The organism is gamma proteobacterium symbiont of Scutellera amethystina (assembly GCF_059730845.1).
In genome coordinates this window covers 330186-347848 of record NZ_AP035936.1, presented here as the reverse complement: position 1 = coordinate 347848, position 17663 = coordinate 330186, and the positions used below count along the sequence as shown (strand labels likewise).

The 17663-nt window shown below is 56.0% G+C and carries 14 protein-coding genes; 8 read left to right on the top strand and 6 right to left on the bottom strand.

Annotated features, from left to right (window positions below; translation table 11 throughout):
* Positions 1-594: a UbiX family flavin prenyltransferase gene (locus AC6I79_RS21620; protein WP_498027750.1), complete on the bottom strand. Its 594-nt coding sequence runs from the start codon at positions 592-594 to the stop codon at positions 1-3.
* A gap of 137 nt (positions 595-731) precedes the next feature.
* Between AC6I79_RS21620 and AC6I79_RS21615 the strand changes: the two genes are divergently transcribed.
* Together AC6I79_RS21615 and AC6I79_RS21610 are read left to right on the top strand one after the other, a co-directional pair.
* Entirely contained in the window at positions 732-1634 is a 903-nt protein-coding gene (locus AC6I79_RS21615) for a LysR family transcriptional regulator (RefSeq protein WP_498027749.1), read from the top strand.
* A 124-nt stretch (positions 1635-1758) separates the two neighbouring features.
* Positions 1759-2679 carry a LysR family transcriptional regulator gene (locus AC6I79_RS21610; RefSeq protein WP_498007463.1) on the top strand — a complete coding sequence of 307 codons (921 nt, stop codon included), beginning with the start codon at positions 1759-1761 and terminating at the stop codon, positions 2677-2679.
* Here AC6I79_RS21610 and AC6I79_RS21605 read toward each other — a convergent pair.
* Together AC6I79_RS21605 and AC6I79_RS21600 are read right to left on the bottom strand one after the other, a co-directional pair.
* The gene (locus AC6I79_RS21605) at positions 2669-4363 is read right to left on the bottom strand and encodes a thiamine pyrophosphate-binding protein (protein ID WP_498027891.1); all 1695 of its coding nucleotides are present in this window, start codon (positions 4361-4363) and stop codon (positions 2669-2671) included. The two genes, AC6I79_RS21610 and AC6I79_RS21605, sit on opposite strands and share 11 nt — an antisense overlap.
* 144 nt (positions 4364-4507) lie before the next feature.
* Positions 4508-5548 (bottom strand): tyrosine-type recombinase/integrase, encoded by a 1041-nt coding sequence (locus AC6I79_RS21600; protein WP_498027890.1) that lies wholly within the window; start codon positions 5546-5548, stop codon positions 4508-4510.
* Positions 5549-6124: 576 nt separating this feature from the next.
* Between AC6I79_RS21600 and AC6I79_RS21595 the strand changes: the two genes are divergently transcribed.
* The 4 genes from AC6I79_RS21595 to AC6I79_RS21580 all read left to right on the top strand — a co-directional run bounded on the left by AC6I79_RS21595 (position 6125) and on the right by AC6I79_RS21580 (position 10986).
* Complete coding sequence (locus tag AC6I79_RS21595) at positions 6125-7108, top strand: DUF1852 domain-containing protein (RefSeq protein ID WP_498027889.1); 984 nt, start codon at positions 6125-6127, stop codon at positions 7106-7108.
* Between the two features lie 27 nt (positions 7109-7135).
* Complete coding sequence (locus tag AC6I79_RS21590) at positions 7136-8164, top strand: methionine synthase (RefSeq protein WP_021509410.1); 1029 nt, start codon at positions 7136-7138, stop codon at positions 8162-8164.
* 349 nt (positions 8165-8513) lie between these two features.
* Complete coding sequence (locus AC6I79_RS21585) at positions 8514-8897, top strand: hypothetical protein (RefSeq protein ID WP_058776343.1); 384 nt, start codon at positions 8514-8516, stop codon at positions 8895-8897.
* Between the two features lie 31 nt (positions 8898-8928).
* Positions 8929-10986, top strand: coding sequence for a pyrroloquinoline quinone-dependent dehydrogenase (locus AC6I79_RS21580; protein ID WP_498027894.1), 2058 nt, complete (start codon positions 8929-8931; stop codon positions 10984-10986).
* A 134-nt stretch (positions 10987-11120) separates the two neighbouring features.
* Here the strand turns inward: AC6I79_RS21580 and malG are convergent, their stop codons facing one another.
* From malG to malE, 3 genes are read right to left on the bottom strand one after another with little or no spacing between them, the layout of a single operon-like run.
* Positions 11121-12011: a maltose ABC transporter permease MalG gene (gene malG / locus AC6I79_RS21575; RefSeq protein WP_058759158.1), complete on the bottom strand. Its 891-nt coding sequence runs from the start codon at positions 12009-12011 to the stop codon at positions 11121-11123.
* A gap of 9 nt (positions 12012-12020) precedes the next feature.
* Entirely contained in the window at positions 12021-13553 is a 1533-nt protein-coding gene (malF, locus tag AC6I79_RS21570) for a maltose ABC transporter permease MalF (RefSeq protein ID WP_459748115.1), read from the bottom strand.
* A gap of 58 nt (positions 13554-13611) precedes the next feature.
* The gene (gene malE, locus AC6I79_RS21565; protein WP_165899346.1) at positions 13612-14802 is read right to left on the bottom strand and encodes a maltose/maltodextrin ABC transporter substrate-binding protein MalE; all 1191 of its coding nucleotides are present in this window, start codon (positions 14800-14802) and stop codon (positions 13612-13614) included.
* A gap of 361 nt (positions 14803-15163) precedes the next feature.
* Between malE and malK the strand changes: the two genes are divergently transcribed.
* Together malK and AC6I79_RS21555 are read left to right on the top strand one after the other, a co-directional pair.
* On the top strand, positions 15164-16273 hold the full coding sequence (gene malK, locus AC6I79_RS21560; protein ID WP_058759161.1) for a maltose/maltodextrin ABC transporter ATP-binding protein MalK: 1110 nt from the start codon (positions 15164-15166) through the stop codon (positions 16271-16273).
* A 41-nt stretch (positions 16274-16314) separates the two neighbouring features.
* Positions 16315-17616 (top strand): maltoporin, encoded by a 1302-nt coding sequence (locus AC6I79_RS21555; RefSeq protein WP_058759162.1) that lies wholly within the window; start codon positions 16315-16317, stop codon positions 17614-17616.
* Positions 17617-17663 lie beyond the last annotated feature (47 nt).

The window sequence follows — 17663 nt, the reverse complement described above, 5'->3', positions numbered from 1 at the left end:
TTAGTTTGAGAGTGTCTGGTCATCACTGGCGGGATGCAAACCCTGCCAGCGCGTGGCGCCAGCAGTGTCGATGCCAAGCTGATCCAGCACGCGACCCACGATATGATTTTCCACATCGGCGATTGTGGCCGGATGGTTGTACCAGGCCGGCACAGGGGTAATCAGGCTGACGCCCATGCGTGACAGCGCCAGCATGTTTTCCAGATGAATGGTGTTAAGCGGGGTTTCGCGCGGTACCAGAATCAGTTTGCGCTGCTCTTTCAGGACGACATCAGCGGCGCGGCCAATCAGCCCTTCCGCATACCCGCTGCGGATACCGGCCAGCGTTTTCATGCTGCAGGGAATAATCACCATCCCGTCGGTGACAAATGAGCCCGAAGAGATAGTCGCGGCCTGGTCACCGGCCGGATGAAACACATCGGCCAGCTGTTTGATGTCGTTGAGAGAACAGTTGGTTTCATGTTCCAGCGTCACTTTTCCCCAGCGTGACAAAATGAGGTGCGTTTCGATATGCGGAATGTCCGCCAGCTGCCGCAGTAATCGCAGCGCGAGTGGGGCACCGGTGGCACCGGTTACGCCGACAATGATGCGCATAAGGCCTCCTGTGAAAGGCAAAAAATTTCCGGCGCGTTTCTGCCGTCGCCGTTCTGCTGGCAAAGATAATGCGCTCGCTAATCAGGGTCTAATTGGTATTATGCTTTTATTAATAACGAATACTTATCAGGTGTGGCATGGATTACCGTAAGCTGCGTTCTTTTCTGGCACTCGCCGATACGCTGCATTTCGCACGGGCGGCGGCGGCGGTTAACCTCACGCAACCGGCGTTGTCTCAGCATATTCAGGCTCTGGAGCAGCAGTGGGGCGTGAAGTTATTTGCGCGCGACAAGCGTAAGGTGAGTCTGACGCGCGAAGGCGCATTGATGCTCGGGGAAGTCCAGCAGACGGTGCAACGTGTGGAGCATCTGCAGAACACGATTAAGCAGGTGGCCGCCGGACGACGCGGCATGTTACGCATTGGCTATGTGGGCACATCTATGCTGGAGCCGGCGCTGGTCAAAATTATCCGTGCCTTCAGGCGTGATTTTCCCCAGATCGCGCTGCAACCCGTTGAGTACAGTGTCAACCAACAGCTAAGCCTGCTGGAGAGCGGCGATTTGGATATCGGCATCCTGCGCGGGCCGCTGCCCGAACGTCGCCAGATTAGCCGGCAAATTCTGCATCAAACCTCGCTGTGTGCGGTGCTGGCCGACGACCATGCGCTGGCGCAGCAGACCTGCGTCACGCTGGCTGATTTAGCGGCGGAACCGCTGATTTTGCAGGAAGATCCGGAAGGTATCGGGCTGGGTGGCGCGGTACTTAATCTCTATGCCGCCGCCAGGCAGATTCCCGCCAGCGTGCTCCGCGCGCGCGATGTGGCCACCGCCGTCGACCTCGCCGCGCTGGGGCTGGGCGTGACCTTCATCCCCCACGCCCCGGAGAGATTTTTGCGGCAGGATGTGGCACTGCTGCCGCTGGCGCAGCAGGATGTCACAACGGCACTCTACCTGTGCTGGAAAACCGGCGCTGCTAACCCGGAGATCCGGCGCTTTGCCGGGTACGCGCAGTCACAGTATGGTGAGGAACCCGCTGCGTAATCAGCCGGGCATTCCAGCCTCAGCGGCGTTATGGGGATCAATATGGCGAATTGCTATGCCTTATCGGCCAACTTGTGATTCACTGACCTAATCTATTGTCAGATTATGCGTGAGAAGCGCAGTCATGAAGCCAACACTGAATCAGCTAATGAGTTTTTGTACCGTGGCAGAAGTGGGGAATATAGGCCGGGCAGCAGAAAAGCTGAATATTTCGCAGCCACCGCTAAGCAGACAAATAGCCCAGCTCGAACGTGATGTGGGTGCGAAACTGTTTACCCGTAATGCCAAAGGCATGAAACTTACCTTTGCCGGCGAGCAATTTTTAAAAGATGCTTACGCCGTATTAAGAATGATGCAGCAGGCGTGTAGTAATGTGCAGGCTGTTTCAGAAGGGCAAATGGGATTGATTAAGCTGGGCGCAACCATGTACGCATCGTACAGTGTTGTGCCGCAACTGGTCATGAAACACAGAATGAATTATCCCAGTATTGATCTGCAATTCCAGGAAATGATCCCGACCGGGTTAAACGCTGCGCTGGAGGATGGGCGGCTGGACGTTGCGATCAGCTTTTCGGAAGTCACCAGCTCCGCGATTAACTCGCTGGTGTTATTGCGTGAACCGTTAATTGTCGCGCTTCCTGCGGATCATCCCCAGGCTAATGTCGAAAATTTCGCCCTGGAAACGCTGGCCAATGACCCGTTTATCATTGTGCCTCGCCCTATGTCGCCGCTGCTTTATGACAGAATTTTTAATCAATGTCTGAAAGCCGGTTTTAGTCCACACATTGGCGTTGAGGTTTCAGTCCAGCAAACCATCGTTAATTTCGTCGCTCATGGATTAGGGGTGGCCATCATTCCGGCAAGTATGGCGACAGCGCAGATAAGAGGCATTAATTATCGGAAAATTGCGGACGCAAATACCATCGAAAATATCCTGATGTGGTCTTCTGGTAATAAAAATCCAGCGCTGGAACACTTTGTTAACCAATGCCGTGCCCTCGCAGAGGAGTTAAGCACGGCAACGGATACCCGCATCAGTTCTTAGCAATCACGATTTCGATCAGGCTGGGTTTACCGCTGGCGATAGCCTCCTCGACAGCCGCAGCGATCTGTGAAGCCACCTCAATCTTACGCGTTTTCAGCCCCAGCGCGGTGCCAAGTGCCTGATAATCAATCACAGGATCTACCAAATCCATGGCGATAAAGCGATTGGTTTGCGCCGAGGTATAATCTTCTTTAGACCGCATAAAGTTCTTAAGAACATTATATTCAGTATTGTTCATCACAATAAAGGTTACCGGCAATTGCTCATGGGCGGCGGTCCACAGCGACTGAGGCGAATACATTGCCGCACCATCCCCCACAAAACAGACAACAGGGGCTTTGCCCAGTCCGAGGGAATATCCCACTGCAGCGGGCATTCCCCAGCCCAGACCGCCACCGCGCATAAAAGCATATTGATCTGCTCTGTTACTCGACAGCGATCTACGCAGCGATTGTGAGGTCGCAATGGCCTCGTCAACAATTGTTATATCCGGACCAATAGCGCGCGCGGCCTCAAATGCGGCGATCAATGGCGTGATCTTCGTGGCCGACTGCTGCTCTTGTACCGACTGTAATAAGTTCTCTTTGGTTTGTTCGAACTGTGCTGCCGCAGCCGCGAAACGACGCTGATAATCCGGGCGATTATGCGCGGTAGCCTCTTTCAGCTCAGGTAGCAGCACCGCCAGCGATAATTTAATATCGCCGAGAGTTGAGAGCTCGCTACGATAAGTTCGTCCCAAATCGCCGGCATCGGCTGAGAGCTGGAACACTTTACAATGCTCCGGCACGGCACGCCCCTCGGTATAGAGGATGGTGATGAGCGATTTACCGCCGAGCGCAAAGATTGCATCGTATTGATCAAGCGCTTTGGCAATGTCCGTCGCCTGAGTAGAGAGATTGCCTCGCCACAGAGGATGCGCGGTGGGATACGGAATCCGATTCGGCCAGGTTGAGCCGTAAACGTCAGCGGCCAGCAACTCAGCCAGTGCGACAACTTCCGCAGCCGCGCCGCTTTGATGAATCTCATCGCCGGCAATAATCGCGACCTTGCCAGGGGTGAAGGCGGCTAACTTTTTGGCTAACAGCGGCAGTGAACCTGCGACCGCTTTACGATCAACGTTAGACGGCGCGCCGATGTCAACGGAGCTCATGGCTTCCATCACATCCATCGGTAAAGAGAGGAAAACCGGGCCTTTGGGTGCGGCGTCCGCATCATGAAAAGCACGGCGCACCAGGATTGGCAGCTGGTCAACGCTGGTGACTTCCTTCGACCATTTGGAAAAAATCTTACCCATACCCACTAAATCCCCCAGCAGCAGGGGATCGGTGATGCTGTGGCGTAAATCCTGCTGGCCAGCCGTCACCACTAATGGCGTTTGCGAGCAAACTGCATTATGCAGATTGCCCATGCCGTGCCCCAGACCACCGGCCGTGTGCAGATTGAGAAAACCGGGCTTACCGGCAGCCTGCGCGTAACCATCGGCCATCGCAACCGCACTGGCTTCCTGCAAGGCAAGCACATAGTTGATGTTGGTATTTCGGAGCAGGGCGTCCATGAACGGTAATTCAGTCGTACCTGGGTTACCGAACACATACTCAACGCCTTCGCTCTCTAACACTTCCAGCAGGACATCACCACCGCGGCGTACCGGGGTGTCGTTTAATTTTGCAATGGGTTTATTCATCGTTGTTCACCTCTGACTATCGGTTAATAATCCGCCAGTTTCCGGGCTGAATTTATCTTAGAAGCAGGGTGAGCGTTGATTCCAATACTAAGATTGGCCTGTTAGATACCCTAAAAGGTATGGCAATGAAGCAAAGCCGCGTGATTAAAGGTGCCCATTCATCAAATCCACCATCGCCCCGGCATGGGCATCAACGTGGCGAATATAGCGCATCACCGTTTCCGGCTTCTTCCAGGTGCCTTCCTGCATGATCTGCGCGGTGCTGTACTTATTGCTGGCCATGTCGATGGCGGCCCCGACCCGGGTGCTATGTCCCGACCAGCCGCGATAACGATTCTTATTGGGTTGCACGCCGGTGCCTGGTCCCGCTTCACGCCAGGCGCGGACGAAAATATCCTCCAGCGCGCGAGTCGAGAGCGGCTTATCGCAGACAATTTGCGCCTGGTTGGCGCGGTGCACCGGGCCAAAAATGAACGCGTCGGGTTCTGCGATCAGCCCGGATACCACCAGCCATTCGGTCAGCCGTTGTGATGAGAGATCGCCGAGTGCCTTAATCAGTCCCCCGGTCATCACAATGGTTTTGGTCCAGGCGACATCGAGAATGATACGGCCATCGGCCGAGCGCGAAATGTCACGCACCCGCAGGCGGCTCAGTTCACTGATGCGTAACAGCGTGGCGTAAGCCACATGCAAAAATGCCAGATCGCGCTGCTGTTGCAGGCGGTCAGAGCCCGCCCAGTGCTGATCCAGCGTGAGTAAATCGCGAATGCGAAAGGGGATGGCCTGGCCGGCACGTTCACCGGCTATCACCGCGCTGCGATTAATTTTTTTCACTGCGCGAAACACCAGCGGCGAAACATTGGGCGGCACCAGACCGGCGTTACGGTGTAACATGGAAATTAATGCAGCATGGGTCGCGATGGTAGAAGAGGCGCGTCCCGATGCCTGAAGCCACAGCAGGTAATCACGCAGATCGGCAGGATCCATCGGTAAAAATTGCCGGCCATGTTCAGTCGCCCAGCGGCTGCCGATCCGCATAACGCTCAGCAACTGTCGCCACGTGTTATCAGAAAACGCCTCTTTATCACTGACAAATTCTCTCAGGCGTTCAGCAATATCCTCATCAGCACTGTGCATCAGGGCCGGGCTGGCGGTAATCCCGGGCAGGGTGTCCGTTTTACTCATTAATTTATGACGTCGCTACGTGAATTCTGTGCATGTAGCAGGGTCATCACCCGCCAGATTTAACGTAGCGGTGCCGGTTTTTTATGCACGATGTGGCGCAGACACACTGCATCATGTTAACCAAAGGTGATGATCCTGCGGATCCTGACTTCATATAATGCCAATTATATGAAGTCAGCTATTTTACCCGGTGAAATCCAGGATAGATAGCGGGGAAAGTCAGTGCAAAAAGAGCAAGGTGAACATTTTTCAACTGACAAATGGCCGGCTGGCTGTCAGGCTGGAGGTTAGCAGTAATGCGAACCGCCTTATCACATGATTTTACTGCTTATTTAGTCAGAAATCGCCTTTTCCAGCATCGCACAGCCGCAAAGGCATCATCATGAATTTAGTTCATCTTGCTTTGAAATTTAATCACTTTTCCTCACGCGGGGACTCTGGCATAACTAAGGTCATGTTAAATATTTTCGACAATATGACCACTGCTGAATTTGCAATCCTGTAAACGATTTGGGAAATCCTGCAAAGGAGAGAACCGCTTCAGGTTGCAAGCAGAAATCAGGATGCCCGCTCGCGATGAAAAATGATTTTACCTTTAGTATAAAAAGCACGCGCTTCGATGAGAATTACAATCCCTCCAAAGATACGCGCATTACCACCAATTTTGCCAACCTGGCGCGCGGCAGCAATCGTGAAGAGAATCTGCGCAACGCGTTGATCATGATGAACAACCGTTTCAATTCGCTGGCAAACTGGGACAACCCGAAAGGCGATCGTTATGCGATTGAACTGGATATCATCTCTGTGGAAATGAATCTGGGTGCAGGCGGCGAGGGCAAAAGCTTTCCGGCGATTGAGATCCTGAAAACCAATATTGTTGATAAAAAAACCAGTGAGCGCATTGAAGGCATCACCGGCAACAATTTCTCTTCATACGTGCGTGATTATGATTTCAGCGTTCTGCTGTCCGAGCATAATAAAGGCCGTTCCGGTTTCAGTATTCCGGATGACTTCGGCGTGCTGCACGGCAATATTTTCCGCCATTTTGTCAACTCAGAGACGTATAAAGCCAACTTCCGCAAAGCGCCGGTCATTTGCCTCAGCGTCTCCAGCAAAAATATTTACCGTCGTACCGGTAATCAGCATCCGGTGCTGGGCATTGAATATCAGCAAAATGAATCTTCATTGACCGATCTCTATTTCGCCAAAATGGGACTCAGGGCGCGCTATTTCATGCCGGCCAACAGCGTGGCGCCGTTCGCCTTCTACTTCGCCGGTGATTTGCTCAGTGATTACAGTAACCTGGAGCTGATCAGCACCATCAGTACCATGGAAACTTTCCAGCGAATTTACCGCCCGGAGATTTACAATGCGAACTCACCGGCGGGCATTGAATATCAGCCAGACCTGTATCATCAGGATCACTCGCTGACCAAAATTGTTTACGATCGCGAAGAGCGTACCCGCCTGGCGATTGAGCAGGGTAAATTTACCGAAGAGCAGTTTATTAAGCCTTACCACAGCATTCTGAAACAGTGGTCTGATCATTTCGCTCTTTGATTAACGAATAAATAAGGTTATTGATTAATGAAAACATTATTACCGACGTCAACGGCTGGCAGCTTACCGAAACCTTCCTGGCTGGCGCAGCCAGAGACATTATGGTCGCCGTGGAAATTGCAGGGCGATGAGCTGATTCAGGGCAAACAGGACGCACTGCGTTTATGTCTGGACGACCAGCAGCAGGCCGGTATTGATATCGTCAGCGACGGCGAGCAAACGCGCCAGCACTTCGTCACCACCTTTATCGAACACCTTAACGGCGTTGACTTTGAGAATCGTAAAACGGTGCGCATCCGTAATCGTTATGATGCCAGCGTACCCGGCGTCGTGGGCGAAGTGAGCCGGCAGAAACCGGTCTTTGTCGATGATGCCAAATACCTGCGTCAGCTGACGCAGCGTCCAATCAAATGGGCGCTGCCGGGCCCGATGACCATGATCGACACGCTGTATGACGATCACTATAAAAGCCGTGAGAAGCTGGCCTGGGAATTCGCTAAAATTCTCAATCAGGAAGCGCGCGAATTAGAAGCCGCAGGCGTTGATATTATTCAGTTTGACGAACCCGCTTTTAACGTCTTTTTCGACGAGGTGAATGACTGGGGCATTGCCGCCTTAGAACGCGCCATCGAAGGACTTAAATGTGAGACCGCAGTGCATATTTGCTACGGCTACGGCATCAAAGCCAACACCGACTGGAAAAAAACGCTGGGCACTGAATGGCGTCAGTATGAAGAGATCTTCCCGAAACTGCAGAGTTCCGGCATTGATATTGTATCGCTTGAGTGTCAGAACTCACGCGTGCCGATGGATTTGATTGAACTGATTCGTGGTAAAAAAGTCATGGTTGGCGCGATTGATGTCGCCACCAACACCATCGAAACACCGGAAGAAGTGGCTGCCACGCTGCGTAAAGCGCTGCAGTTTGTTGATGCCGATAAACTTTATCCAAGCACCAACTGTGGCATGACGCCACTGTCACGTCATGTTGCTTACGGCAAGCTGCAGGCATTAAGTGCCGGCGCAGAGATTGTGCGGAAAGAACTGCAAGGCTAACGCGTAACGCCTTATTTGTCTCTGACTCAGTCCGCAGGGTTTAAATATCCTGCGGACTGAGCGTTTGTAATTAACTTCCCTGCCTGACTCGCTGGCCTCGCTAAATAATCCTGTAAAACACCCGGCGGCGACGGTCATAAATCCCCCATTTATACCGGATTCATTCTCTGCCTCTAATCCGGCGGGCAGCCTGAATATCATCGTCTATACTCAGCAACGCGAAGTGATATATGCCGCTGCTTTTCACGCTGCGCTGACGTTAATTCAACCAGCCTGTGTGAACAACAGCCGCATTGACTCATCAGTACACGCTGTTTTCCGTGCTTTCATCCTCAAGGGACTTCCTGGTATGTTGCAATCTCAATCCTCCCGTTTGGGCAGTTTACTGCTGCTGCTGGCGGCACTCATCGGCTTTGCCGTCGCGCTGTATGCCTGGCTCACGCCACTCACCGGTGTCACCGGCACCATTGGCGCGCTGGGCGTCGCTATTGCCAGCGTCGTTCTGGCGGTGCTGACCTTCCTGCTGCGCGCGGCCACCGGCCGTACCGGTCGTATTTTCCTGATAGTCATTACGCTGCTGCTGTTATGCGCGATCGGTTTTGCTGCCGCGCTGCTGCATCAGGGGATCATTACACTGGCAATGGTCATCGGGCTGATGGGTCTGATTATGCTGGCGCGCAACCCGGCGCATCGCGTTCGCCACGCCACTGCACAAGGAGCTAACCGTGCATAATGAAAAATACATTCCGCTGCTCAAAGTCGGCATGACCGCCCTGGCGCTGCTGATGGCACCTGCCACGCTACGCGCCGAAGATAAAGCCGCTGAGGCGTCGATGGGTACGCAGGAGAAACTCAACGTGGATGCGGCCGATCAGCAGGCGCCCGGCACCACGCACGCCACCGATGATGTCTCCAGCGGCAAGCGCGACGGCGAGAAAGTGGCCTCCGCCAGCCAGCCGGCCACGCCGCTGGTGCCCTCCACGGCGACGTGGGACAGTTTTCACGGCCAGCTCAACGCGCAGAAATACAGCCCGCTGAAACAAATCACCGCTGACAACGTCAGCAAGCTGAAAAAAATCTGGGAGTTTCACACCGGTGACGTTTCGGATGGCAAGGGCGACACGCCAGCGACCGTCTGGTCCGCCACGCCAATTTTTGCCAACGATACGCTGTACATCGGTACGCCATTTGATCGGCTGATTGCGCTGGATCCGGGCACCGGCAAGGAGAAGTGGCACTACGATACTAAATCGCCACGTCAGGCGCTGACCCAGCCGGTACTGAAAAATCGTGGCGTCTCTTACTGGCAGGCGAAAAATCCGCAGGCGGGTCAGGCCTGCCAGAAGATCGTTTATATGGGCACCGTTGACGGCAAGCTGTACGCACTGGATGCCGATTCCGGCAAGCCGTGCGAAAACTTTGCAGATAAGGGCGTGCTCAACGTCAACCAGTGGAATACGGTTAACGCTAAATTCCCGCTGTCCCTGCTCCAGCCGCCGACGGTGGTGGGTGATCACCTGATCGTTGGGTGGGCGGGCAAAGACTGGGCTTACGCAGAAGCGCCGCCGGGCACGGTGTTTTCAATTAACGCGCAGACCGGGGCACGTGAATGGACTTTTGACGCCATCCCGGCCAGCATTCGCCAGCGCACCGGTACGGCTAACGTCTGGACCCACATGTCGGCCGACGAAGCGCATGGCCTGGTTTATCTGCCGGTGTCATCACCTTCGCCAAACTACTGGGGCGGCAACCGCGTCGATCCAATTCCGCTCGGCACCTCTACGACTGCGCTGGATGTGAATACCGGCAAAGTGGTGTGGTCGCGACAGTGGGTGCATCATGATGTGTGGGATTACGACATCAACTCAGCACCGACGCTGATGGACATTACCGTGAACGGCAAGCAGATACCGGCGCTGATTCAGGCCACCAAGCAGGGTTTCCTGTTTGTGGTCAATCGCCTGACCGGTGAAGATGTCTGGCCGATTGAGGAGCGTCCGGTGCCGCAGGGCGATGGTTCAGTACAGGGCGAGAAACTGTCGCCAACCCAGCCATTCCCGACCAAACCGGCACCGCTGCTGGATCAATCCAAAAAACCGGCGATCTGGAAGCTGGCCGATATTGTTGGCGCCGGTCAGTGCTCACGCCTGTGGGATAAGCTGAGCTATGACGGCATGTACACACCACCAACCACCCAAGGCGAAGGCGCACTGACCTATCCGGACAGCGCGGGCGGCGTGCAGTGGGGTGGTGTGGCGTTTGATCCGCAAAAACAGATCGCCATTGTGAACACCTCGCACATCGTGCAATACGTGAAGCTGTACAGCCGCGCCGATTACGACAAGGCCGATAACGGCTCGGGCAACGAGAGTGGTTTCGCCCCGCAGGAAGGCGCGCCTTACGGCCTGCGCCTGATGGTGGCGAACAACTGGCTCGGCATGCCGTGCTGGCAGCCGCCGTTTGGCGAGATTGTTGCGCTCGATATGCACACCGGTGATGTGAAATGGCGTCGTCCGGTCGGCGCGTCGCAGCAGTACGGCTTTTTCATGCCGGAAAGCTGGGGCTCGCCAACCATTGGCGGTCCGGCAGTCACCGCCGGCGGTGTGATCTTTATCGGCGCCTCAATGGATGCCAAAGTACGCGCCTATTCACTGGATAGCGGCGAAGAGCTGTGGTCCGATCAGGTTGAAGCGCCTGCGGTTGCCAACCCCTCGGTGTATGAATATAAAGGCCGCCAATATGTCGCCTTTGTCGCCGGTGGTAACACCATCCTGAAGGATCAGGTTGGCGATCAGGTGGTGGTTTACGCACTGCCGGAATAATCCAGCGCAGTTAACTAACAGAGTGGGGCCACAGCGCTCCACTTTTTTTATGCCTGCAATAAAAACGGCGGCCATTGGCCGCCAAAACCTCAACAGGTGGTTGCCGTTGAGGAAGCAGTGGTACTGATGAATCTTTAACCTTTCACGCCGCCCGCCGTCAGTCCGCTCACCAGCCAGCGCTGCGCCAGTAAAAACACCAGCGTGATGGGAATGGCGGACAGCACAGCCGCCGCGGCAAAATCGCCCCACAGATAGTTCTGCGGATTAAGATACTGCTGCATCCCGACCGCGAGGGTATAGCTGTTGACGTCGCGCAGCAGCAGCGAGGCGACCGGTACTTCGGTGACCGCAGCGATAAACGCCAGGATAAACACCACCGCGAGGATTGGCACCGAAAGCGGCAGCAATACCAGACGAAACGCCTGCCAAGGCGTGGCACCATCCAGCGCCGCCGCTTCCTCCAGCGAACCATCAATGGTTTCGAAATAGCCCTTAATGGTCCAGACGTGCAGCGCGATGCCGCCCAGATAGGCGAAAATCACGCCGCCGTGGGTATTGAGGCCAAGAAACGGCAGATATTGCCCCAGCCGGTCAAACAGCGCATAGAGCGCCACCAGCGACAGCACCGCCGGGAACATCTGAAAAATCAGCATGCCTTTTAACAGGCTGGCGCGACCGGCGAAGCGCATGCGGGCAAACGCGTAGGCGCAGGTGGTCGAGAGCGCCACAATCCCCAGCGCGCTGATGGCGGCGATCTTCACTGAATTCCACAGCCACAGCAGCACCGGGAAGGGCGGCGGCGTCACGCGACCATCGGCATGGGTGACGCTGAACCCGAGCGCCAGCCGCCAGTGTTCCCATGAAATCTGTTCCGGGATCAGACTGCCGGTGGCGAAATTGCCGCTGCGTAGCGAGATGGCAATCACCATCAGCAGCGGGAACAGAATTGCCGCGATAAACAGCAGCAGCAGCAGATGCGTCAGCAGCAGACGCAGCTTCTGCGATTTCGGTTGTACCATGGCCATAACGCCTCCTTAATCAAACTTCATGCGTAGCGCTTTCAGGTTAATCACCGCCAGCGCACCGACCAGCAGGAAGATCAGCGTGGCGATGGCTGCCGCCAGGCCGAAGTCCTGACCGCCGCCGCCTTCAAAGGCGATGCGCCAGGTGTAGTTGACCAGCAGATCGGTGTAGCCCGCCGGCGTAGTGGTGCCGAGTCGATCGGGGCCACCATTAGTCAGCAGCTGCACCAGCACGAAGTTGTTGAAGTTAAAAGCAAAGCTGGCGATCATCAGCGGCAGTAGCGGTTTCAGCAGCAGCGGCAGTGTAATCAAAAAGAAATTCTGCAGCGGCCCGGCGCCATCCATCGCGGACGCTTCATACAGATCGTCCGGGATCGCCTTGAGCAAGCCCATGCACAGGATCATCATGTAGGGATAACCCAGCCAGGTATTGACGATCACCAGCATGGCGCGCGCCAGCGTCGGATCGCTGAACCACGCTGGCTTGAAGCCAAACAGCGCATTGAGCATGACGTTGATTTCGCCAAAACTCTGGTTAAACAGCCCCTTGAAAATCAGTATCGAAATGAATGCCGGTACCGCGTAGGGAAGAATCAGCATCACGCGATAGATGGCCTTGCCCCGCAGCGCTTCCCACTGCACCAGACACGCCAGCACCATGCCCACCGCGACCGTCAGCAGCACGGTCAACAGCGAAAACAGCAGCGTCCAGCCAAATATCGCCAGGAACGGTTTCTGAATGCCTTCGTCGGTGAACACGCGGGCAAAGTTTTTCCAGCCCGCGCCAACGGTAAAGCCGGGGCTGAGCTGTTCGCTGGCCCAGCTGCCATCGGCGTTGATCTGCTGATAGAACCCCGTGTCCCGGTTGGCCTGATAGCGGGCGCCGTTTTGCTGATTTCTCAGCTGTCCCGGTGCGTCCAGCACATACAGCGGCCGCGTGCCGGAAAACTGGCGCAGCGAACTCATCACCAGCTCGCGACCGTCCGGCAGCCGGGCAGTTAACTGACCCAGCGCCTGACGGTTTTGGGTGATGATTTTTAAGCTGGCGCGCGCGGTGGCGGGCAGCGCGGCTGGCGTGAGGCTGAGCTGCTGTTCACCACCCAGCGTAAACGGCGCAGACAGGAAGCTGTTTTCGCCCGCGCTGAGCGCCAGCTGCCAGCGTTCGCCCTGCGGATAAAGCGCGAAGTTCATCGCGTTCCCGGCCTGATACTGGCGACTCAGCAGCACCTGCTGCGCGCGCGCCTCACTGAGCTGATTGGTGCTGCTGTAGTTAGTGAAGGCAATGGCGACGGTACAGGCCAGTGGAAACAGCACGAACAGCGTCATGCCGGCCAGTCCCGGATACACATAGCGCCAGGCATAGGCGCGCCGGTTGGTGTAAATCCACAGGCCTGCGGCGCTGACTACCAGCGTGACCAGCGCAAACAGGTATTCACCCTGAGCATACATCAGCACCAGAAGGTAGCCGACCAGCAGACAGCCGATCCCGACCAGCAGGCTGCGCAGCACCAGGCTGTGCCGTCTCTTTTGCGGTATTCCTGACATGATACGGTGTTCCTTAACAGCCAGTGGCGAGCCGACAGCCGTCGGCTCCGTAACAGCATTACTTATTGAGACGCGCCTGCGCATCCTTCAGCGCCGCATCGACGTTTTGACGACCACTCAGCGCATTCAGCGTCGCGGTGCGCATCGCATACCAGAAGGCCGCCATCTGCGGGATGTTAGGCATGATGTCGCCATTGCGCGCATTGTTCATGGTGGCGGCGATGCGCGCGTCTTTCTCCAGCGTTTGCTGGAAAGACTTCAGGGTGACCGCGCCCAGCGGCTTGTCCTTGTTAACCGCGTTGAGACCGGCGTCGGTCAGCAGATAATTTTCCAGAAACTCTTTGGCCAGCTCTTTATTAGGACTGGCCGCGTTGATGCCCGCGCTCAGTACGCCGACAAAGGTTTTGGTCGGCTTGCCGTTCAGCGTCGGTAACAGCGTAACGCCGTAGTTGATGCCGCTTTTATCGATGTTGCTCCACGCCCACGGACCGTTAATCGTCATCGCGGTTTGTCCCTTATTGAAGGCCGCTTCGGCAATTGAATAGTCGGTATCGGCATTAAGGATTTTGGCTTTCACCTGATCGACGAGGAACTGCATGCCTGCTTTCGCGCCGGCGTTGTCGACGCCGGTATCTTTCACGTCATAGCCGCTATCGGTCTTTTTGAAAGCATAGGCGCCACCGGCGGCCAGCAGCGGCCAGGTGAAATAGGGTTCCTGCAGGTTAAACATGATGGCGCTCTTGCCTTTGGCGCGTAGCTGCTTATCCAGCGCCGCCATCTCTTCCCAGCTTTTCGGTGGGGTGGGCAGCAGATCTTTGTTGTAAATCAGCGATAGCGACTCCACAGACACCGGATAGCCAATCAGTTTGCCGTTGAAGCGCACCGCATCCCAGGTAAACGGAAACAGTTTTTGCTGGAAGTTTTGATCCGGTGTGACTTCGGCGAGCAGCCCTGACTGGGCATAGCCGCCAAAGCGATCGTGCGCCCAGAAGATGATGTCCGGCCCGTCACCCGTCGCGGCGACCTGCGGGTATTTCTCTTCCATTTTGTCAGGGTGTTCGACCGTCACGCTGATACCGGTGTCCTGCTCGAATTTTTTGCCTACCTCGGCGAGGCCGTTATAGCCCTTATCACCGTTGATCCAGATGACCAGTTTACCTTCTTCAATTTTGGCCACGGCCGAAGCCGAAAACAGTACGGCCGTAAGGGCGGAAAGGGCCAGAACGCGTGCGCCGGTTTTCATTGTCATAACTCCATCCTGTTAGCGGAAGCGGAAATCATTAGTGGCATCATTGTGCGGCGTTATGCCATTTCCTCATCCTCCTGCGCTCTACGCCCAAAGGCACTAAGCCGTGATCGCGCTTGCAAAACAGCGCCTTAATACGCGCTGGCGCACACTATTGACGCATCAGCTCTGCGTGACAGCTCACAAAATTGCCGTGAACGTCGCGCCGGCGCGGCTGGCGTGCGCGTACTCCTCCTCCCGCCTCATCCCCCAGTAAAAACCCACACGGTGGAGGATGTTGCGCCGTCTGCGCCTGCCCATAGTGGTCGCCGGAGTCTGCCTGCGGTGCTGCAGGCAAGCATGAGCCTGCGAAGAGGAAAGCATCATGGCGAGCGTTGCGTTACACCATGTCACCAAGGCCTGGGGCGATACCGAGGTATCAAAAGACATCAATCTGGAGATCGGCGAAGGGGAATTTGTAGTGTTCGTCGGTCCATCCGGCTGCGGCAAATCAACGCTGCTGCGTATGATCGCCGGCCTGGAAACCATCACCCGCGGCGATCTGCTGATTGGCGGTCAGCGTATGAACGATGTTCCGCCCGCTGAGCGTGGCATCGGCATGGTGTTTCAGTCTTACGCCCTTTATCCCCACCTTTCAGTGGCCGAAAACATGTCGTTTGGCCTGAAGCTGGCCGGCGTAAAGCGTGCTGAGATCCAGCAGCGCGTCAATCAGGTGGCGGAGGTGTTACAGCTGGCGCACCTGCTGGAACGGCGACCCAAAGCGCTATCGGGCGGACAGCGGCAGCGCGTGGCCATCGGGCGCACGCTGGTGGCCGAACCGCGTGTGTTTCTGCTCGACGAGCCATTGTCCAATCTTGATGCCGCGCTGCGCGTACAGATGCGCATCGAAATCTCACGCCTGCATAAGCGCCTGAAGCGCACCATGATTTACGTTACGCACGATCAAATCGAAGCGATGACGCTGGCCGACAAGATCGTGGTGCTGGACGCCGGTCGCATCGCCCAGGTCGGTAAGCCGCTCGAACTCTATCACTATCCCGCTAACCGCTTCGTTGCCGGTTTTATCGGCTCGCCGCGCATGAATTTTCTGCCCGTCAAAGTGACCGCCACCGCCATCGATCAGGTGCAGGTGCGCTTGCCCAACGATCAGCGGGTCTGGCTGCCGGTGGAGAGCGCCGGCGTCCAGGTCGGCAGCAACATGTCGCTGGGTATTCGTCCGGAACATCTGCTCTCCAGCGACATCGCCGATGTCACGCTGGAGGGCGAAGTGCAGGTGGTTGAGCAGCTCGGCCACGAGACGCAGATCCATATCCAGATCCCCGCCATTCGTCAGAACCTGGTGTACCGCCAGGAGGACGTGGTGCTGGTAGAAGAGGGCGCCCTGATGGGTATTGGCCTGCCGCCGGAGCGTTGTCACCTGTTCCGCGAGGACGGGAGCGCCTGCCGCAGGCTGCATCAGGAACCCGGTGTTTAGCCCTGCAAAACAATAAAAGCAATGACCTCAGGAGATAGAAAATGTTAACTCTGCGCAAACTTCCCGTCGCGATTGCCATCGCAGCGGGTACGCTCTCCGCTCAAGCCATGGCGGTCGATTTTACGGGTTACGCCCGTTCAGGTATCGGCTGGACCGGCAGCGGCGGCGAGCAACAGTGCTTTCAGGCTACCGGCGCGCAAAGCAAATACCGTCTGGGCAACGAATGTGAAACCTATGCTGAACTGAAACTGGGTCAGGAAGTGTGGAAAGAGGGCGATAAAAGTTTCTATTTCGATACCAACGTCGCCTATTCCGTTTCCCAGCAGAATGACTGGGAAGCGACTTCACCGGCCTTCCGTGAAGCCAACGTGAAAGGTAAAAACCTGATCGATGCGCTGCCGGGTTCCACCATCTGGGCCGGTAAACGTTTTTATCAGCGTCATGATGTTCACATGATCGACTTCTACTACTGGGATATCTCCGGTCCGGGTGCCGGTCTGGAAGATGTCGATCTCGGGTTTGGTAAGCTCTCGTTCGCCGCGACGCGCTCTTCCGAAGCGGGCGGCTCTTACACCTTCTCCAGTGACCAGATCCGTGATTACGCCACCAGTACCGCCAATGACGTTTTTGATGTGCGTCTCGCCGGCCTGGAAACTAACCCCAATGGCGTGCTGGAACTGGGTGTCGACTATGGCCGCGCCAACGCGCGTGACGGCTATCGCTTAGACGACGGCGCGTCGAAAGATGGCTGGATGTTCACCGCGGAACACACGCAGAGCATGCTGAAAGGCTACAACAAGTTTGTGCTGCAGTACGCCACTGATGCGCTGACCTCGCAGGGCAAAGGCCTGCCGCAGGGCAGCAACATCAATAACAACGGCAATATGTACCGCATCCTCGATCACGGTGCGATCTCGCTGGCCGATCGCTGGGATCTGATGTACGTGGCGATGTACCAGAACGTCGATCTGGATAACAACCGCGGAACTGAGTGGTACACCGTCGGCGTACGGCCTATGTACAAATGGACGCCGATCATGAGCACCCTGCTGGAAGTCGGCTATGACAACGTTAAGTCCCAGCAGGTCAGCGAACGCAACGGCCAGTACAAAATTACCCTGGCGCAGCAGTGGCAGGCTGGCGATAGCATCTGGTCACGTCCGGCGCTGCGCCTGTTCGCCACCTACGCCAAATGGGATGAGAAGTGGGGCTACAGCAAAGACGCCTCCGGCGATATCACGTCGCTGGCCGCGGCGGACAGCAGCGGCAACGGTCTGTTCACCAACAGCCGTGGCGACAACGATGAGTGGACCTTCGGCGCACAGATGGAAATCTGGTGGTAAGGCGCTGCGCAGGTTAAGCAAACATCCGCCGTGCGTCAGACGCACGG

Bases quoted from the DNA above. Each gene is read 5' to 3' on its own strand.
- AC6I79_RS21620 (WP_498027750.1), bottom strand. From the start codon at position 594: ATGCGCATCATTGTCGGCGTAACCGGTGCCACCGGTGCCCCACTCGCG.
- AC6I79_RS21615 (WP_498027749.1), top strand. From the start codon at position 732: ATGGATTACCGTAAGCTGCGTTCTTTTCTGGCACTCGCCGATACGCTG.
- AC6I79_RS21610 (WP_498007463.1), top strand. From the start codon at position 1,759: ATGAAGCCAACACTGAATCAGCTAATGAGTTTTTGTACCGTGGCAGAA.
- AC6I79_RS21605 (WP_498027891.1), bottom strand. From the start codon at position 4,363: ATGAATAAACCCATTGCAAAATTAAACGACACCCCGGTACGCCGCGGT.
- AC6I79_RS21600 (WP_498027890.1), bottom strand. From the start codon at position 5,548: ATGAGTAAAACGGACACCCTGCCCGGGATTACCGCCAGCCCGGCCCTG.
- AC6I79_RS21595 (WP_498027889.1), top strand. From the start codon at position 6,125: ATGAAAAATGATTTTACCTTTAGTATAAAAAGCACGCGCTTCGATGAG.
- AC6I79_RS21590 (WP_021509410.1), top strand. From the start codon at position 7,136: ATGAAAACATTATTACCGACGTCAACGGCTGGCAGCTTACCGAAACCT.
- AC6I79_RS21585 (WP_058776343.1), top strand. From the start codon at position 8,514: ATGTTGCAATCTCAATCCTCCCGTTTGGGCAGTTTACTGCTGCTGCTG.
- AC6I79_RS21580 (WP_498027894.1), top strand. From the start codon at position 8,929: ATGACCGCCCTGGCGCTGCTGATGGCACCTGCCACGCTACGCGCCGAA.
- malG (WP_058759158.1), bottom strand. From the start codon at position 12,011: ATGGCCATGGTACAACCGAAATCGCAGAAGCTGCGTCTGCTGCTGACG.
- malF (WP_459748115.1), bottom strand. From the start codon at position 13,553: ATGTCAGGAATACCGCAAAAGAGACGGCACAGCCTGGTGCTGCGCAGC.
- malE (WP_165899346.1), bottom strand. From the start codon at position 14,802: ATGACAATGAAAACCGGCGCACGCGTTCTGGCCCTTTCCGCCCTTACG.
- malK (WP_058759161.1), top strand. From the start codon at position 15,164: ATGGCGAGCGTTGCGTTACACCATGTCACCAAGGCCTGGGGCGATACC.
- AC6I79_RS21555 (WP_058759162.1), top strand. From the start codon at position 16,315: ATGTTAACTCTGCGCAAACTTCCCGTCGCGATTGCCATCGCAGCGGGT.